The following is a 17,252-nucleotide window of genomic DNA, read 5'->3' as shown; positions in this document are numbered from 1 at the left end:
AACATTCGTAAAGCTCTTTTTCAGAGACGAAATTCACCGTTATACCGTTTGACAAACGAAAAGGCAGCACGTATAATGAGAATGTATTTTCGGGCAGTGAAAGCCGGTGAAATAAAACAAACAAAAAGGAAGAGTGTGCATGAATTTTTTAGACAAAATGGAGCGAAAATATGGGAGATATGCGTTAAGCCATCTGACGATGTACATTATCGTAACGTACATTGCGGGATATATCATTGCGCTTGCGGCTCCCATCATGAGACAGTATCTGACGCTGGAACCATACTATATTCTGCATGGCCAGATCTGGCGTCTGGTGAGCTGGATTCTGATTCCGCCGAGCGGTCTCGACATCTTTACGATTATTATGCTGTTTTTCTACTACTCAATCGGAACGAGTCTTGAAAGAGCCTGGGGAGATTTCAAATATAACGTTTATATCTTTTCGGGTATTCTGATGACGATCCTCGGTTCCTTCCTGCTGTATGGAATCGAGTACGCAGTGAAGGGGTATCCGGCGCTGATGGGAACTGCATTCAGCACCTATTATATCAGCCTTTCTATTTTTCTTGGCTTTGCGATCAGTTTTCCGGATATGCAGGTGCTTTTGTACTTTATTATCCCGATCAAGATCAAATGGCTGGCGTATCTTGACGTAGCACTTCTTGCTTATAGCATGATTACCAGCATTCTGAGCGGAAACTGGGCAGGATGTGTTGTTATTTTGTGTTCCCTGGCAAACGTCCTGGTGTTTTTCCTGATGACAAGAAAGGGAAAACATAACTCTTTCCGGCAGAACAGACGCAGGAAAGAATTTAAAAAAGCCGTATCAAGAGGAGAAGCCGAATACCGCAATCTAAATGGAATCACAAAACACAAATGTGCGATTTGCGGGCGGACTGAAAAGGATGATCCGAATCTGGAGTTCCGTTTCTGCTCCAGATGCAACGGAAATTATGAATACTGCCAGGATCACCTGTTTACGCATGAACATGTAAAATAAAGAAGGAGAGAAAGTATGAGAAGAACGAAAATTGTCTGCACCATGGGGCCAAATACCAACTCCCGTGACCTGATGAAAAAACTGATTGAAACCGGAATGGATGTTGCTCGTTTTAATTTTTCTCATGGAGACCACGATGAGCAGAAAATGCGTATGGATATGCTGAAAGAGCTTCGAAAAGAGCTGAAAACTCCTGTGGCAATCCTTCTGGATACCAAAGGACCGGAAATCCGTACCGGCGTTTTGAAAGATGGCAAAAAAGTAAATCTGGTAACCGGACAGACTTTTACCCTGACAACCGTTCAGGAGACCGGAGATGAAGATCACTGTTCGGTCAGCTACACCGGCCTTACCGACGATATCAAAGAGGGAGACACAATTCTGATCGATGATGGTCTGATCGGCCTGCGCGTAGAAAAAGTAAATGCACCGGAAATTGTCTGTACCGTAGTAAACGGCGGCGAGCTCGGAGAGAAGAAGGGTGTGAATGTACCAAACGTTTCGATCAATCTTCCGAACCTCACGGAGAAAGACAAAGGAGATCTTCTCTTTGGTATTGAACAGGATATTGATTTTGTAGCGGCTTCTTTTATCCGAAATGCAGAGGCAATTAACGAAATCCGTGAGTTCCTTGTGGCAAACGGAGGAGAGCGTATTGATATCATTGCCAAGATCGAAAATGCGGAGGGTGTGCAGAACATCGACAGCATCATCGATGCGGCAGATGGTGTGATGGTTGCAAGGGGAGACCTTGGTGTAGAGATTCCGGCGTGCCAGGTACCGCATGTACAGAAAATCATCATTGAAAAATGCAATCATAAATACAAACCGGTTATCACAGCAACCCAGATGCTGGATTCCATGATCCGGAATCCGCGTCCGACCCGTGCAGAGGTAGCCGATGTTGCGAATGCAATTTATGATGGAACGGATGCGATCATGCTCTCCGGCGAAACAGCAGCCGGAAAATATCCGGTCGAGGCAGTTACCATGATGGGAGAGATTGCCGAGCAGACAGAGCGCTATCTGAAATTCGAAGATTACCGCGATGGAAAAGCGCTGGAAGGGAAACTGAATGTTTCCGCGGCAGTCGGAAGTGCAGCCGTTTCTATGGTAGAACACATCAAAGCAGCCTGCATTGTGACCCCGACGATGTCCGGTCAGACCGCAAGACTGATCTCCAACCTTCGTCCGAGTGTACCGATTTACGGCGTTACCCCATATGAATGGGCAAGAAGAAAAATGCAGCTCTACTGGGGCGTTCGTCCGGTGACCGGATACGAGGAAGATTCTACGGAGAACATTATTTCCCATGCCATGTATATGGTGCGCCGTGAGGAGCTCGTAGAACGCGGCGATATGGTTATTTTTACGGCCGGAGACCCTGCCACCAACGAGGTGACGGGTGAAGGATATATGACAAACATGCTTCACATTATTCAGGCAAAATAAGCAGAAGAAGGAGACAAAAGAGAATGACGAAGAAGCCTTTTGTAACAAAAGAAAAACTGGAAGAAATCGCAGCAGCAGTACCAACTCCGTTTCACATTTACGATGAAAAAGGAATTCGTGAGAATGCGAAAGCAGTAAAGGAAGCTTTTTCCTGGAATCCGGGATTTCGTGAGTATTTTGCTGTGAAAGCGAACCCAAACCCGACACTGATCAAAATGCTGGGTGAATATGACTGCGGATGCGACTGCTCTTCTTACACGGAGCTGATGCTTTCCGATGCGATGGGATTTGAGAAAGATAAAATCATGTTTTCATCCAACGTAACACCGGCTGCAGAGTATCAACTGGCTGCAGAGCTTGGTGCGATCATTAACCTTGATGATATTACACATATTGATTTCCTTGAGAAAACATTAGGCTACATTCCGAAGAAAATCTGCTGCCGTTATAACCCGGGCGGACTGTTTAAAATCAGCACCGATATTATGGACAATCCGGGAGATGCCAAATACGGTATGACAACCGAGCAGATTTTTGAGGCATTCCGCATTCTGAAGGCAAAAGGGGCAGAAGAGTTCGGCATCCATTCCTTCCTTGCAAGTAATACCGTAACCAACGATTACTACCCGGTTCTGGCAAAAACACTGTTTGAGCTGGCTGTAAAGCTGCAGAAAGAGACGGGCGTGAAGATTAAATTCATCAATCTTTCCGGCGGTGTCGGAATCCCGTACAAACCGGGTCAGGAAGGCAATGACATCCGCGTGATTGGTGAGGGTGTACATAAAGTGTACGATGAAGTCCTCGTTCCGGCCGGCATGGGCGATGTTGCAATTTACACGGAGATGGGCCGTTTCATGATGGGACCGTACGGCGGACTCGTTACCCGCGCCATCCATCAGAAACACATTTACAAAGAGTATATCGGCTGTGATGCATGCGCGGTCAATCTGATGCGGCCGGCAATGTACGGCGCTTACCACCACATCACGGTGATGGGAAAAGAAGATCAGCCGTGCGACCACAAATATGACGTAACAGGTTCCCTGTGCGAAAACAACGATAAATTCGCGATCGACCGCATGCTTCCGGAAGTGGAAGTCGGAGACCTCCTCTTCATCCACGACACCGGCGCACATGGATTTTCCATGGGATACAACTACAACGGAAAATTAAAATCTGCAGAGGTTCTGTTAAAAGAGGACGGCAGCTTTGAAGTCATCCGCCGCGCAGAAACCCCGAAGGACTACTTCGCTACACTGGATGGAACACCGGAGTATGAAAAGATGTTTGGAAATAAATAAGAGATAACAACAGTAAAACCCCTTTCAAAAAGAACCATGCGGCAGATGGCCGGTTCTTCGAAAGGGGTTTTCTTTCTTTCAAAAGCTGTTTTTTGAAGGGAAGACAATAAAAAAAGATCTGCATCAACGTTCGTTCTTGCAGATCTTTTTTAGCTATGCCGCTGGCCGGACTCGAACCGGCACGGTTATTCACCGCTTGATTTTGAGTCAAGTGCGTCTACCAATTCCGCCACAGCGGCAGTGTTCGTAATCAGAACAAGATATATTTTACCATAAAAACAAGAAGGACGCAAGAGAAAAAAATGGAATAATTATCATAAAAACTTTCTAAAAAAGATTGACGAAAGGAAAAAATAGAAGTATAGTGTAGATAGTTTAGTACCATACTAAATTTTACATCATAAGTTCAAATAACGATTTATCGAAAACGCCATCGTTAGATGGTCCACAGTGTGTGGAACGAAAACTGTTGTCTTCATAGACAGCAGTTTTTTTGTTGTCTAAAATTAGAAATGAAACATGGTTATGATTCAGTACTGTGAGAACAGCAAGAACCAGGAAGTAGAATTGTTGAAAATAGGAAAGAAAAGATGTAAAAAATCAAAATATATGGTAAAATTAGATAAAATGTAGAAAATGGAGGAAAGAACAGATGAAAGGGGAATATTATCTCGGACTTGATATGGGAAGCAGTTCGGTTGGATGGGCTGTGACAAATGAGAAGTACGAAATTTTGCGCGCACATGGAAAAACACTTTGGGGTGTACGGCTATTTGACAGTGCACAGACTGCAGAAGAGAGAAGAGGGTTTCGGACAGCAAAACGAAGATTGGATCGTCGTAATTGGAGAATAGAATTGCTGCAGAAAATTTTTGCGGAAGAAGTAGAAAAGATAGATGATGGATTTTTTCGCAGAATGAAAGAGAGTCGTTACTGGCCAGAGGATAAGCGTGACAGGCAGGGAAAGTGTCCGGAACTTCCCTATGCATTGTTTGCGGATGATGATTACACAGACAAAGAATATCATAAACAGTTTCCAACCATCTATCATCTGAGAAAATGGTTAATGGAAACTGACGAAACGCCTGATATTCGCCTGATATATCTTGCTCTGCATCATATGATGAAACACAGAGGCCATTTTCTATTAAACGGAAATATCGAACAGGTAAGAGAATTTCAGACAACATTTGAACAGTTCCTTGAAGCAGTGCGGGCAGAAGAACTTGGCTTTTCTTCCGAGATTGGAGTGGAAAGAAGCAAGGAAATAGAGGCAATTTTAAAAGACCGAACATTGACCAAATCTGCGAAAAAGACAAAAGCAGTAAAAGCAATGCGGGCAGAAACATCCTGTGAAAAAGAGTGGCTGGGATTGATTACCGGTGGAACAGCAAAACTGGGAAATCTGTTTGGGGAAAAACAGATGGATACACTGGAACGGCCAAAACTTTGCTTCGCAGATGCAGGTTATGAAGAATACGCTGGAGAGATCGAAGCAGAGCTGGGAGAAAAATATGTATTAATTGAACACGCAAAAGCAGTGTACGATTGGGCTGTTCTGGCTGATATTTTGCAGAACTATTCTTCTCTTTCAGAGGCAAAAGTGGCACTTTATGAAAAGCATAAAAAAGATCTGAAAGATCTGAAAAAGCTGGTCAGAGAGAATCTTTCAAGGGAAGAATATCAGAGACTGTTTGCAAAAAAGGATGAAAAAGCTAATTATTATGCGTATATCAAGGCACCAAAACAATGTAGTCAGGAAGACTTTTACGGTTATCTGAAAAAGAATATTCTGGGCAAGATATCAGATGTGACGAAAGCATCCTGCATGCAGAAGGAAATGGAAATGGGAACGTTTCTTCCGAAACAGACTGTAAAAGACAACAGTGTCATTCCATATCAGATTCATTTATATGAATTAAATGCAATCCTGAAAAATCTGGAAGATAAAGTTCCGCTACTGAAAGAGAATGGAGAGAAGATTCAAAAGATTTTCACATTCCGCATTCCGTACTACGTAGGACCCTTAAACGGAATTCGAAAAAAAGGGGAGAAGAGTAACTGGGCGGTACGAAAAGAAGGCAAAATATATCCATGGAACTTCGATGAGATGGTAGATTTGGAAGCAAGTGCAGAGCAGTTTATTCGAAGAATGACGAATAAATGTACTTATCTGCCAAGTGAAGATGTTTTACCAAAGTATTCTCTGCTGTACAGCAAATACGAAGTTTTAAATGAATTAAATAATCTGCGTTTGGATGGAGAAAAGATATCTGTAGAGCAGAAACAGAAAATATATGAAGAAGTATTCCAGAAAAGCAGAAAAGTTACACAGAAAAAACTGAAAAACTATTTAGTGAAAGAAGGAATTACCGGAAAAGAAGTTGAAATTACCGGAATTGATGGTGATTTCAAGAGTTCTCTTACGGCATACCATGACTTTAAAGAGAAATTAACAAATTTGTCACTGAACCAGGCGGAAAAAGAATGCATCATCCTGAACGTAACGCTGTTTGGAGATGATAAAGCGATACTGAAACAGAGATTAAAGAAACTGTTTCCGGAGTTGACAGAAAAACAAAGAGACAGCATAAGTAAACTGCCGTATCGTGCTTGGGGAAGACTCTCAAAAGTGTTTTTGGAAGAGACGGAAGCACCGGCACCGGAAACGGGAGAGGCATGGTCTATTATTCGGGCTTTGTGGGAGACGAATGACAATCTGATGCAACTGCTTAGCGAAAAATATTTGTTTGCATCGGCAATCGAAGAAAAGAATGGAAACGAACAGAAAAAACGGGATATTTCGTATGAATTAGTCGAGGAACTTTACGTATCACCGGCAGTGAAGCGGCAGATTTGGCAGAGCCTTTTGATTGTAAAGGAAATCTGTAAAGTGATGGGAAACCCACCGAAACGTGTTTTTATAGAAATGGCAAGAGAAAAAAACGATCAGGGAAGAACCACTTCAAGAAAAAAGAAACTGCTGGAACTCTATAAAAAATGTAAAGCGGAAGAAAAAGACTGGATAGATGAGATTGAAAAGCGTTCCGATGCGGAAATGAGAAGAGACAAGCTGTATTTGTATTATACGCAAAAAGGAAAATGCATGTATTCCGGTGAAACAATTGAACTGGAGGAATTGTGGGATAATCAGAAGTATGACATTGATCATATTTTTCCACAGTCCAAAGTGATGGATGATAGCCTGGATAACCGGGTACTTGTAAAGAAAAAGTGTAATCAGATGAAAGAGGATAAATATCCGATCGATGAAACAGTTCGGAAAAAAATGCAGCCATTCTGGAAATCTTTAGTGGATGCCGGATTGATCAGTGAAGAAAAATATAAACGGCTGATAAGAGGAAATGGATTTGAACCGTCTGAATTGGCTGGATTTATTTCCAGGCAGCTGGTGGAAACTCGTCAGAGTACAAAAGCGGCAGCAAGTATTCTGCAGCAGGTGATCCCGGATACACAGATTGTTTATGTGAAAGCGCCAACCGTTTCAAAGTTCCGTAAGGATTTTAAATTTCTGAAGGTACGGGAGATGAATGATTATCATCATGCGAAGGATGCTTATTTGAATATTGTCGTTGGCAACGCATATTTTGTAAAATTCACATCAAATCCGATTCACTTCATTAAGGAAAATCCGGGAAGAAGTTATAATCTGAAGAAGATGTTTGAACAGGAAAGAATTGAACGAAACGGAGAAATTGCCTGGGAAGGCGGGAACGGAACCATTGTGACAGTCCGAAAGTTTATGGAAAAGAACAACATTCTTGTGACGCGAAGATCGTATGAGGCAACAGGTGCATTGTTTGACCAGCAGATTGTCAAAAAAGGAAAAGGTCAGGTTCCGATCAAGAGCAGTGATGAACGGCTTTGTGATATACAGAAGTATGGAGGATATAACAAAGAGGCGGGAGCTTACTTTGTACTGGCAGAATCGGAGGGCAAAAAGGGAAAGAAAATACGAACAATCGAGTATGTGCCGATTCGTCTGAAAAAGGAAATTCAGAAGTCAGAAGAAAATATAATTCGGTATCTGGAAGAGGAAAGACAGTTAAAGAATCCGCGAGTGCTGGTGCCGGAAATCAAAATAGATACTCTGTTTTGTGTGGACGGATTTTATATGTGGGTTTCCGGAAGATCAGGAGATCAGCTATTGATGCAAGGTGCAAATCAGCTGGTACTTTCCCAGGAAGAAATGGAAATACTGAAAAAAATAGTACAGTACGTGGAACGTAAAAAACAGAATAAAGAACTGAAAATTTACGATTCCGACCATTTAGAAGAAAAGAAGGTGGTGATGCTGTATGAAACCTTTTTAAATAAATTAACAAATACGGTATATGCAAAAAAACTTGGAGCACAGGCAAAGACATTAACGGAAAAAAGAGAAAAATTTAAAGAATTATGCATAGAAGAAAAGTGTATCGTTTTGTATGAAATTTTACATTTTTTCCAGTGCCAGAGTGTTACCGCTGATTTGAAATTAATTGGAGGATCTGGAAGAGCAGGAATTTTGTATCTCAACAAAAATATAACCGATTGCAGTCGAATCGAAATGATTCATCAATCGCCAACCGGTATTTACGAGCAGGCAGTAGACCTGAATGCATTATGAGCTGGCGGATTGTGGTTATTTCCAAACGGGCAAAGCTGGACTATCAGCTTGGTTATCTTGTGGTACGAAATGAAGAAGTAACAAAAATACATTTAAGTGAAATCTCAACCATTCTGATTGAGTCAACAGCAGCAACAGTCACAACAAGTCTGCTGGCAGAGCTGACCAAAAAGAAAATAAAAGTGATTTTTTGCGATGAAAAGAGAAATCCATCGTCGGAACTGGTTGGGTATTACGGAAGTCATGATACCAGCAATAAAATCAGAAAGCAGATTCAGTGGAGCCGGCACAGTAAAGAAGCGATCTGGACAGAGATTGTGACGGAAAAAATACGAAAACAGAAGGAACTGTTAAAAAATCTGGGAAAGGAAGAAGCGGGTCTGTTAGAAGCATATTTACAGGAGATTGGCTGGAACGATGAGACAAACCGGGAAGGGCATGCGGCAAAAGTATATTTTAATGCGTTGTTCGGCATGACATTTACCAGAACTGCGGATTGTCCGGAAAATGCAGCGCTGAATTACGGATATAGCATTTTGTTGTCTGCGTTTGCGAGAGAAATTGTAGCGAGCGGTTATATTACACAGCTCGGACTCTTTCATGATAATATGTTTAATCAGTTTAATCTGGCGTCCGATTTGATGGAACCGTTCCGTGTTCTGATTGACCGGGAAGTAATCCAAATGCAGAGGAAAGAATTTACGCATGAGGAAAAAATACAGTTGGTCAATGTATTAAACAACGAAGTCATGATAGACGGGAAAACACAGTATGTGAATAATGCCATAAAAATTTACTGTAAAAGTGTATTTGATGCCTTAAATGAGAATGACAGTGCATTGATCCGGTTTTATGGCCTATGAGTTATCGTTTTATGAGAGTATTGGTACTGTTTGATCTTCCGGTGCTGACGGGCGATCAGAGAAGAGAATATGCGAGATTTCGAAAGTTTTTATTGAAAAGCGGATTCCTGATGCTCCAGGAATCCGTATACTGTAAGCTTGCGTTAAATACAACTGCAGTGAATGGAATCGTGGATCAGATTCATAAAAATAAGCCGGAAGAAGGCCTGGTACAGCTTTTAACGGTGACTGAGAAGCAGTATGCGAAAATGGATCTGATTGTTGGGAACGTAAAGAGTGAAGTGTTGAATACGGATGAAAGGCTGGTGATTTTATGAAACTGGTACATGTGGACTTGGAAAAACCTATTGCGATTCATCGGAACTGTCCCACGGAATGGATTATAGAATCACCGGAGCTGTTTTTAAAATATGTGGAGCAGCTGCAAAAACAAAATCAGGGAGAAGAGGGAAATTTCGTACTTTCTAAAGCTGACACAGAGCTGAATATGAAAAGAGATGTGGAATTGGTATTAACGCCCTTTTCTCTTGATTTTGCGGATCACAGAATACAAAAACGGTTATTTACAGAGCTGGTCAAAAGTGCGCAAAATGAAGAAATGTTTCTGGAAACACAGAGAATTATTGCGGAACTGAAGAAATACATCTATCAATTGGAAGCTGTCAGTGGGTACGAATTGGAACAAAATGAGGAAATCGATTTGAGCGCACTCCTAAAATTGATGGGAGTTCAGACAGAAACCGAAAAAGAGATGGGACTTCTGGAAAAATTAACGCAATATATCAAAGTTATGGCCGAACTTCTCCAAAAAGAACTGGTGATTTTAGTCAATATTCGATCCTATCTGAACGAAACACAAATAAACAAACTCTCCCAAATGGCATGCTACTATGAAATATCCTTGCTTTTCATAGAAAATATACAAAGGGACTTTTCGAATCAGAGAGAATATTATATAATTGACAAAGATGGATGTGATGTCTATTAATATCCATCGGATGTTTGAGTACCTGTTTTGTGCAGATGAAAGCAGTTCATTTTTAAATTTGAGGTTTGAGAATGATGTAAAAATGTATGGTACTCAAACCGCCTTGCTTTCTGCGAACTCAATGTCACTGTTTGAGAATGATGTAAAAATGTATGGTACTCAAACAGCAATCCTGAAGGTCACAACAGAGACATCGTTTGAGAATGATGTAAAAATGTATGGTACTCAAACAAATGCCGTCAGAGTCCCAATTTGCCGCCTGTTTGAGAATGATGTAAAAATGTATGGTACTCAAACCTTCCATGAGGGCGACTGTCTTGCAACGCTGTTTGAGAATGATGTAAAAATGTATGGTACTCAAACTTTTTCTTGTTGTTGTCCAGTCGTGTTGTCGTTTGAGAATGATGTAAAAATGTATGGTACTCAAACGCTAATTGCTATCTCATCATCATCGCAGTCGTTTGAGAATGATGTAAAAATGTATGGTACTCAAACACATTGTTTTCATGCACAGGTATAAGCCTAGTTTGAGAATGATGTAAAAATGTATGGTACTCAAACTGACGATATGCCACCCGCCGAATGGGAAGAGTTTGAGAATGATGTAAAAATGTATGGTACTCAAACTTTCCACCTCCCCTAAATCTGTAAGTAATGGTTTGAGAATGATGTAAAAATGTATAGTACTCAAACATTTTCAGGGCAAATTCTGCTAAATCGTACGTTTGAGAATGATGTAAAATTTATTTTTGTGAACAACAAGAATAGATAATTCAAAATGAAATATTCAGAAGACAGTATGAAATCGACTTAATTGTCTTTTTCTTGCTGTCTTTTTCCTTGTCTCAAAGCGCCGCACCATGTATAATAAAACCACAAGAATTTCATTTCATAGTTTTTACAGGAGGAACCTGAATCATGATCCTTGCAATAGACATCGGCAACACGAACATCGTCCTTGGGTGTGTGGAAGGGAAAAAAACATACTTTATCGAAAGACTCTCCACGGACAAGGCAAAAACAGAGCTGGAATACGCAGTCAGCCTGAAAAATGTACTGGAACTGTATGAGATTCCGGTGGAGCAGATCGAAGGAGGTATCATCTCTTCCGTTGTTCCGCAGGTGACAGAGCTCTGCCGGAGTGCGGCAGAAAAAGTGATTAAAAAGCCGGTCAAAGTTGTCGGCCCCGGTGTGAAGACCGGACTTAATATCAAACTGGACGACCCCGCAACGGCAGGAAGCGATCTTGTTGTTGTAGCAGTAGCAGCGCTGAATGAATACACATGTCCGCAGATTGTTATCGATATGGGAACTGCCACGACGATGAGTGTACTTGATCAGAAAGGAAGCTTCATCGGAGGCGTGATTCTTCCGGGACTTCGTACTTCGCTGGATGCTCTCGTATCAAATGCCGCGCAGCTTAGCCAGACCAGTCTGACAGCACCGAAAAAAGTCATTGGCAAAAATACGCTGGACTGTATGAAAGGCGGTATGATTTATGGAAACGCTGCCAGCATCGACGGCATGATCGAACGGATGGAAGAAGAACTTGGCTGCAAATGCACGATTGTGGCTACCGGAGGTCTGGCGAAAGCTGTGATTCCGCACTGCAGACATGACATCATCATCGATGAGAATCTGCTCCTGAAAGGTCTTCAGATCATCTACGAGAAAAACAGGTAGGGAAACCGTTTGTTGACAAAGTTTGCGAATTGTTATAACATATGTATAACAAAACGATACGAGAAAGCAGGGTGTAACTATGTATTATGAGACAATACAGATCGATTTCAACAGCGATGAAGCGATCTATATCCAGCTGAGAAATCAGATTATTCTGGGTATTGCCACTTCCAGAATTCAGGAAGGAGATACTCTACCTTCGGTAAGACAGCTCGCAGACAATATCGGAATCAACATGCATACCGTAAATAAGGCCTACAGCGTACTCCGGCAGGAGGGGCTTCTTTCGATTGACCGAAGAAAAGGAGCCGTTATCTCTATCGATGCGGATAAACTGTATGCCATGCAGGAACTGCGCGAAGATCTGCAGGTGATTCTTGCAAAAGCCGTCTGCAAAAATATATCAAAAGAAGAAGTACATCAGCTTGTAGATGAAATTTACAGCAATTACGCAGACGAAACATGAAGGAGACAATAGTATTATGAGAGAAGGATATACCAGTCAGGCAAAAAAAGCACTGGCATATGCGGTTAGGACAGCTGAAAAATGTGGACATAATTACGTAGGAACCGAACACCTTCTGATCGGACTTCTGAACGTGGAGGATGGCACAGCAGGCATGGTGCTTTCTGAGTTTCACGTAGATGCCGGACAGCTTACCGAACTGATTGACCGTCTGATTGCACCAGGCGGAAACACCGTGACCGAATCCCGACCGGGCTATACTCCGCGGGTACGCAGAGTGCTTGAAAATGCAGAAGCGGAGGCAGCGCGTTTTAAGAGCAGAGCTGTGGGAACCGAGCATTTGCTGATCGCAATCTTAAAAGAAAGTGACTGTGTTGCTACCCGTTTGCTTTTTACCATGGGGATCAACATTCAGAAACTATATGGAGCAATCCTTACTGCCATGGGCGAGGCACCGCTGCAGGGCGGTGCAAGCGGAAATGCAAATACCGGCCGCGGACCGCAGACAAGAGGTGGAGCGCAGACCAGCGAAACGCCGGCACTGGACCAGTACAGCCGGGATCTGACTGAGCTTGCGCGCGAAGGAAAACTCGATCCGGTTGTCGGCCGTGGGCAGGAAATTGAGCGTGTCATTCAGATCTTAAGTCGCCGGACAAAAAACAACCCGTGTCTGATCGGAGAGCCGGGTGTCGGAAAAACGGCGATTGCGGAAGGTCTGGCGCAGCGGATTGCCCTTGGCATTGTGCCGGAAACGATCCGCGATAAGCGAGTTGTTGTCCTTGACCTTTCCGGAATGGTAGCCGGAAGCAAATACCGCGGTGAGTTCGAAGAGCGTATCAAACGTGTCGTCAAAGAAGTGACGGACAATGAAAATATTCTGCTGTTCATCGATGAACTTCACACCATCATCGGGGCCGGCGGTGCAGAGGGAGCACTCGATGCATCCAATATCTTAAAACCGTCCCTTTCCCGCGGAGAAATTCAGCTCATCGGTGCAACCACGCTCGAAGAATACCGTAAATACATCGAAAAAGATGCCGCATTGGAGCGCCGTTTCCAGCCGGTCAAAGTAGAAGAACCGACGGAAAGCGAAGCACTTGATATCTTAAAAGGCCTGCGCCCATACTACGAACGCCACCACGGCGTGGAAATCACCGATGAAGCACTGGAAGCAGCCGTAAAAATGAGCGTCCGCTACATCAACGACCGTTTCCTGCCGGATAAAGCCATCGATCTGATCGATGAGGCATCCGCAGGCGTACAGCTCGCCGGCTACCAGGTGCCGGACAACATGGCAAAAGAGGAGCAGACACTGTTCGAAGTACAGAAAGAAAAAGAATCCGCGATCAGTGCCGGCGATTTTGAGCAGGCAAAAGAACTGCAGGCGCGCCAGCAGGAGCTCGAAAAAGATCTGGAGCAGATCCGAAAACGCTTTGAACGCCGTTGCAAAAACAAAAAACTGCAGGTAACAGAAGAAGAAATCGCAAAAACCGTATCCACCTGGACGAAAATTCCGGTACAGCGTCTCGCGGAAGGAGAATCGAAACGTCTGGCAAGACTGGAGCAGACACTCCATAAACGCGTTGTCGGCCAGGAAGAAGCCGTGACAGCTGTGGCAAAAGCCGTAAAACGAGGCAGAGTCGGATTAAAAGACCCGAACCGTCCGACAGGATCCTTCCTGTTTCTTGGACCGACCGGTGTCGGAAAAACAGAACTTTCCAAAGCACTCGCCGAGGCAGTTTTCGGTACAGAGCAGGCCCTGATCCGCGTCGACATGTCGGAGTACATGGAGAAACACAGCGTCTCCAAACTGATCGGATCCCCTCCGGGATACGTCGGCTACGAGGAAGGCGGCCAGCTCTCCGAAAAAGTGCGCCGCAACCCGTACAGTGTGATCCTGTTTGACGAGATCGAAAAAGCGCACCCGGATGTCTTCAACATTCTGCTGCAGGTGCTTGATGATGGCCATATCACCGACGCGCAGGGCAGAAAAGTTGATTTCAAACAGACCTGCATTATCATGACATCCAATGCCGGAGCACAGAACATTGTAGCGCCGAAACGCCTTGGATTCCTTTCGACAGAAGATGAGCGGAAAGACTACGAATACATGAAGGGCCAGGTGATGGAAGAAGTCAAACGGATGTTTAAGCCGGAATTCCTGAACCGAATCGACGAGATTATTGTATTCCATCAGCTTACCAAGGCGGATATGAAGAAGATTCTGCAGATTCTGCTCAAAGATCTGGAGCGCCGCTGCAAGGAGCAGATGGACATTGAATTGAAAGTCCGTGACACCGTGAAAGAATATCTCGTGGAAAACAGCTTCGACAGCAAGTACGGTGCCCGCCCGTTAAAACGCGCGATCCAGAGCAAAATTGAGGATCCGCTCGCAGAAGCCATCCTGAACGGAGAAGTGAAAAAAGGCGATACCGTTGCGGCTGGAATGAATAAGAAAGAGATTACATTTAAGGTTCTTGAGAAAAAATAATATAAAATTCCATAAATTATATGGTAAAATCTTTTTGATTATGGTATGATTTTCACAAAGAAACGAAACACCACAAAAGACAAGACCAGGAGGGCATTTACAAATGTCAGTAGTAAAAGAATTAATCCGCACAGAGGCAGACGGAGGCATCAGCTTCGGAGATTATGAGCTTGCGGCAAAGGCAAAAAAATCTGATTTTGAGCACAGAGGAGATCTGTATAAAGTAAAAACCTTTAAGGAAATCACAAAGCTGGAGAGAAACGGACTGTTCGTATACGAATCCGTTCCGGGAACCGCAGTTACCGATCTGAACGTATTCGACGACGGCATGACCTTCAAAGTAGAAGGACCGGAGGATGCACAGATCACCGTTGAAATGGAAGCAGAGACCGAATACAAGGTGCTGCTCGACGGCGTAAACGTTGGCCACATGACCACAAACCTCGGCGGAAAACTTTCCTTCAGCGTAGAGCTGGAAAAAGCAGAGGATGTAGCAGTAGAAATCGTAAAAGCATGATGAAATAAGAAAAGAAGGCTGTCGCAGAACGTGTGCGGCAGCTTTTTTTGACAATTATAAGGGAGACACAACTATGGCAAAAGCAAAAAAAACCGCCTTTTTCTGCCAGAACTGCGGATATGAGTCAGCAAAATGGATGGGCCAGTGTCCGGCGTGCAGAGAATGGAACACGTTTGTGGAGGAACCGACAGCGGCCAAAACACCGGCGGGAACGCAGGGGATCGGAAACCACAGCGCGGCGGGCAGAAAGCCGGTTCATCTGACGGAAATTTCAACAGGAAAAGAGGAGCGCATCCCGACGGGAATCGGAGAACTCGACCGGGTGCTCGGCGGAGGAATCGTGCCGGGTTCCCTGACACTGGTCGGCGGCGATCCGGGAATTGGAAAATCCACACTCCTTCTGCAGGTGTGCCGCATGCTGTCCACAGCAGGACATCAGGTTTTATATATTTCCGGTGAGGAGTCCCTGCGTCAGATCAAACTGCGCGCTGTGCGGATCGGAGAATTTAACGAAAATCTGTCCCTGCTCTGCGAGACGAATCTTGATATCATCCGCGCCGTCATGGAAAAAGAGAAGCCGGAGATGGCCGTCATCGACTCGATCCAGACCATGTACAACGAGGAGGTCAGCTCCGCGCCGGGCAGTGTATCCCAGGTCCGGGAATCGACGAATGTGCTGATGCAGATTGCAAAGGGAATGGGGATTTCGATCTTTATCGTCGGTCATGTGACAAAAGACGGTAATGTGGCCGGCCCGCGTGTGCTGGAACACATGGTAGATACCGTGCTGTACTTCGAGGGCGACCGTCATGCGTCTTACCGGATTCTGCGCGGCGTCAAAAACCGTTTTGGTTCTACAAATGAGATCGGCGTCTTCGAAATGCAGACAGAGGGACTCGTGGAAGTGAAAAATCCATCGGAGTACATGCTGAACGGACGGCCGGAGGGAGCTTCCGGTTCGGTTGTCGCATGCTCCATGGAGGGAACGCGCCCGATCCTGATCGAGATTCAGGCACTGGTCTGCCACAGTAATTTCGGAATCCCGCGCCGCACCGCAGCAGGATGCGATTTCAACCGTGTGAACCTGCTGATGGCAGTGCTGGAAAAACGCGCAAGAGTCAATCTTTCGACAAGCGATGCCTACGTCAACATCGCAGGCGGAATCAAGATGAATGAGCCGGCGATCGATCTTGGCATCGCACTTGCCGTCGTATCGAGCTACAAAGATCAGGTGATCGATGAGAAAACGGTCGTATTTGGCGAGGTCGGCTTAAGCGGTGAGGTCCGCGCCGTCAGCATGGCGGAACAGCGTGTACTGGAAGCAAAAAAACTGGGCTTCGAGCGGGTGATTTTACCTGCTGTCTGCATGAAGTCCGTGGAGAAAATCGGTGGAATCGCACTGATTCCGGTGGAAAATATTCAGGATGCGATTCTGCGCGTGGGGAAAAATTAGAAGGAAGTTGTGGAAAAAGGATCGGCGTGTGATGCGTACGGTCTTTTTTTAAAAAATTCAGATAAAATACAAAATATGCAGAATTAACTATATTTTTCTAAAAATAAGAAAATTCGAAAAAAGGTGTTGACTTTTGCTTTGGGCGGTGTTATTATAACTAAGCTGTCAGCGAGAGCTGATGCGAATGAGTTTCTTTGAAACAGAAAAACCTAGTTCGGAGCCGGGTGGCTGCCGCGGGTTGCAAAAACTGCTTCAAAAAACTTGAAAAAAGTTCTTGACAAAAGTAAATGAGTTTGCTAAAATAAACGAGTTGCTGATCGAGAGAACAGCAGAGAAGTTCGAAAGAGCTTCAAAAAATAAATTAAAAAAGTTCTTGACAAACGAAAAGTTCTGTGATAAAATAAA

Annotated in this window: 12 protein-coding genes, 1 tRNA gene and 1 CRISPR repeat array; of the genes, 12 read left to right on the top strand and 1 reads right to left on the bottom strand. The window is 44.0% G+C overall.

What is annotated here, in order from left to right; translation table 11 throughout:
* Window positions 1–139 precede the first annotated feature (139 nt).
* From DW642_RS11365 to DW642_RS11355, 3 genes are read left to right on the top strand one after another with little or no spacing between them, the layout of a single operon-like run.
* A complete protein-coding gene (locus DW642_RS11365) occupies window positions 140–1,003 on the top strand; it encodes a hypothetical protein (RefSeq protein WP_117510248.1) in 864 nt (287 codons plus the stop codon).
* Window positions 1,004–1,018: 15 nt separating this feature from the next.
* Window positions 1,019–2,455, top strand: coding sequence for a pyruvate kinase (gene pyk, locus DW642_RS11360; RefSeq protein ID WP_117510247.1), 1,437 nt, complete (start codon window positions 1,019–1,021; stop codon window positions 2,453–2,455).
* 23 nt (window positions 2,456–2,478) lie between these two features.
* Entirely contained in the window at window positions 2,479–3,756 is a 1,278-nt protein-coding gene (locus tag DW642_RS11355) for a diaminopimelate decarboxylase (RefSeq protein WP_117510246.1), read from the top strand.
* A gap of 156 nt (window positions 3,757–3,912) precedes the next feature.
* Here the strand turns inward: DW642_RS11355 and DW642_RS11350 are convergent.
* Window positions 3,913–3,995, bottom strand: a tRNA-Leu gene (locus DW642_RS11350).
* A gap of 413 nt (window positions 3,996–4,408) precedes the next feature.
* On the opposite strand from DW642_RS11350, the gene cas9 reads away from it, so the two are divergent.
* The 9 genes from cas9 (at window position 4,409) to radA (ending at window position 16,847) form a co-directional block, all read left to right on the top strand.
* Window positions 4,409–8,386: a type II CRISPR RNA-guided endonuclease Cas9 gene (gene cas9, locus DW642_RS11345; RefSeq protein ID WP_117510245.1), complete on the top strand. Its 3,978-nt coding sequence runs from the start codon at window positions 4,409–4,411 to the stop codon at window positions 8,384–8,386.
* Window positions 8,383–9,249: a type II CRISPR-associated endonuclease Cas1 gene (gene cas1, locus DW642_RS11340; protein ID WP_117510244.1), complete on the top strand. Its 867-nt coding sequence runs from the start codon at window positions 8,383–8,385 to the stop codon at window positions 9,247–9,249. Before cas9 ends, cas1 begins: the two co-directional genes overlap by 4 nt.
* 11 nt (window positions 9,250–9,260) lie before the next feature.
* Window positions 9,261–9,566: a CRISPR-associated endonuclease Cas2 gene (gene cas2 / locus DW642_RS11335; RefSeq protein WP_117510243.1), complete on the top strand. Its 306-nt coding sequence runs from the start codon at window positions 9,261–9,263 to the stop codon at window positions 9,564–9,566.
* Window positions 9,563–10,237, top strand: a complete 675-nt coding sequence (csn2, locus tag DW642_RS11330) for a type II-A CRISPR-associated protein Csn2 (protein ID WP_117510242.1) — start codon at window positions 9,563–9,565, stop codon at window positions 10,235–10,237. Before cas2 ends, csn2 begins: the two co-directional genes overlap by 4 nt.
* A 63-nt stretch (window positions 10,238–10,300) precedes the next feature.
* Window positions 10,301–10,930: direct repeats of the CRISPR family, unit length 36 nt; unit sequence GTTTGAGAATGATGTAAAAATGTATGGTACTCAAAC.
* Between the two features lie 225 nt (window positions 10,931–11,155).
* A complete protein-coding gene (locus DW642_RS11325; protein WP_117510241.1) occupies window positions 11,156–11,920 on the top strand; it encodes a type III pantothenate kinase in 765 nt (254 codons plus the stop codon).
* A 79-nt stretch (window positions 11,921–11,999) separates the two neighbouring features.
* Window positions 12,000–12,386: a GntR family transcriptional regulator gene (locus tag DW642_RS11320; protein WP_117510240.1), complete on the top strand. Its 387-nt coding sequence runs from the start codon at window positions 12,000–12,002 to the stop codon at window positions 12,384–12,386.
* Between the two features lie 16 nt (window positions 12,387–12,402).
* On the top strand, window positions 12,403–14,877 hold the full coding sequence (locus tag DW642_RS11315; RefSeq protein ID WP_117510239.1) for an ATP-dependent Clp protease ATP-binding subunit: 2,475 nt from the start codon (window positions 12,403–12,405) through the stop codon (window positions 14,875–14,877).
* 103 nt (window positions 14,878–14,980) lie between these two features.
* Complete coding sequence (locus DW642_RS11310) at window positions 14,981–15,394, top strand: hypothetical protein (RefSeq protein WP_055221437.1); 414 nt, start codon at window positions 14,981–14,983, stop codon at window positions 15,392–15,394.
* A 73-nt stretch (window positions 15,395–15,467) separates the two neighbouring features.
* Window positions 15,468–16,847 (top strand): DNA repair protein RadA, encoded by a 1,380-nt coding sequence (gene radA / locus DW642_RS11305; protein ID WP_117510238.1) that lies wholly within the window; start codon window positions 15,468–15,470, stop codon window positions 16,845–16,847.
* Window positions 16,848–17,252 lie beyond the last annotated feature (405 nt).

Origin of the sequence: Blautia sp. AM23-13AC, assembly GCF_003435675.1 — a bacterium.
GTDB classification, from domain to species: domain Bacteria; phylum Bacillota; class Clostridia; order Lachnospirales; family Lachnospiraceae; genus Fusicatenibacter; species Fusicatenibacter saccharivorans.
Note: the sequence above shows the minus strand (reverse complement) of the source record. Positions and strands in the feature narration are given on the sequence as shown.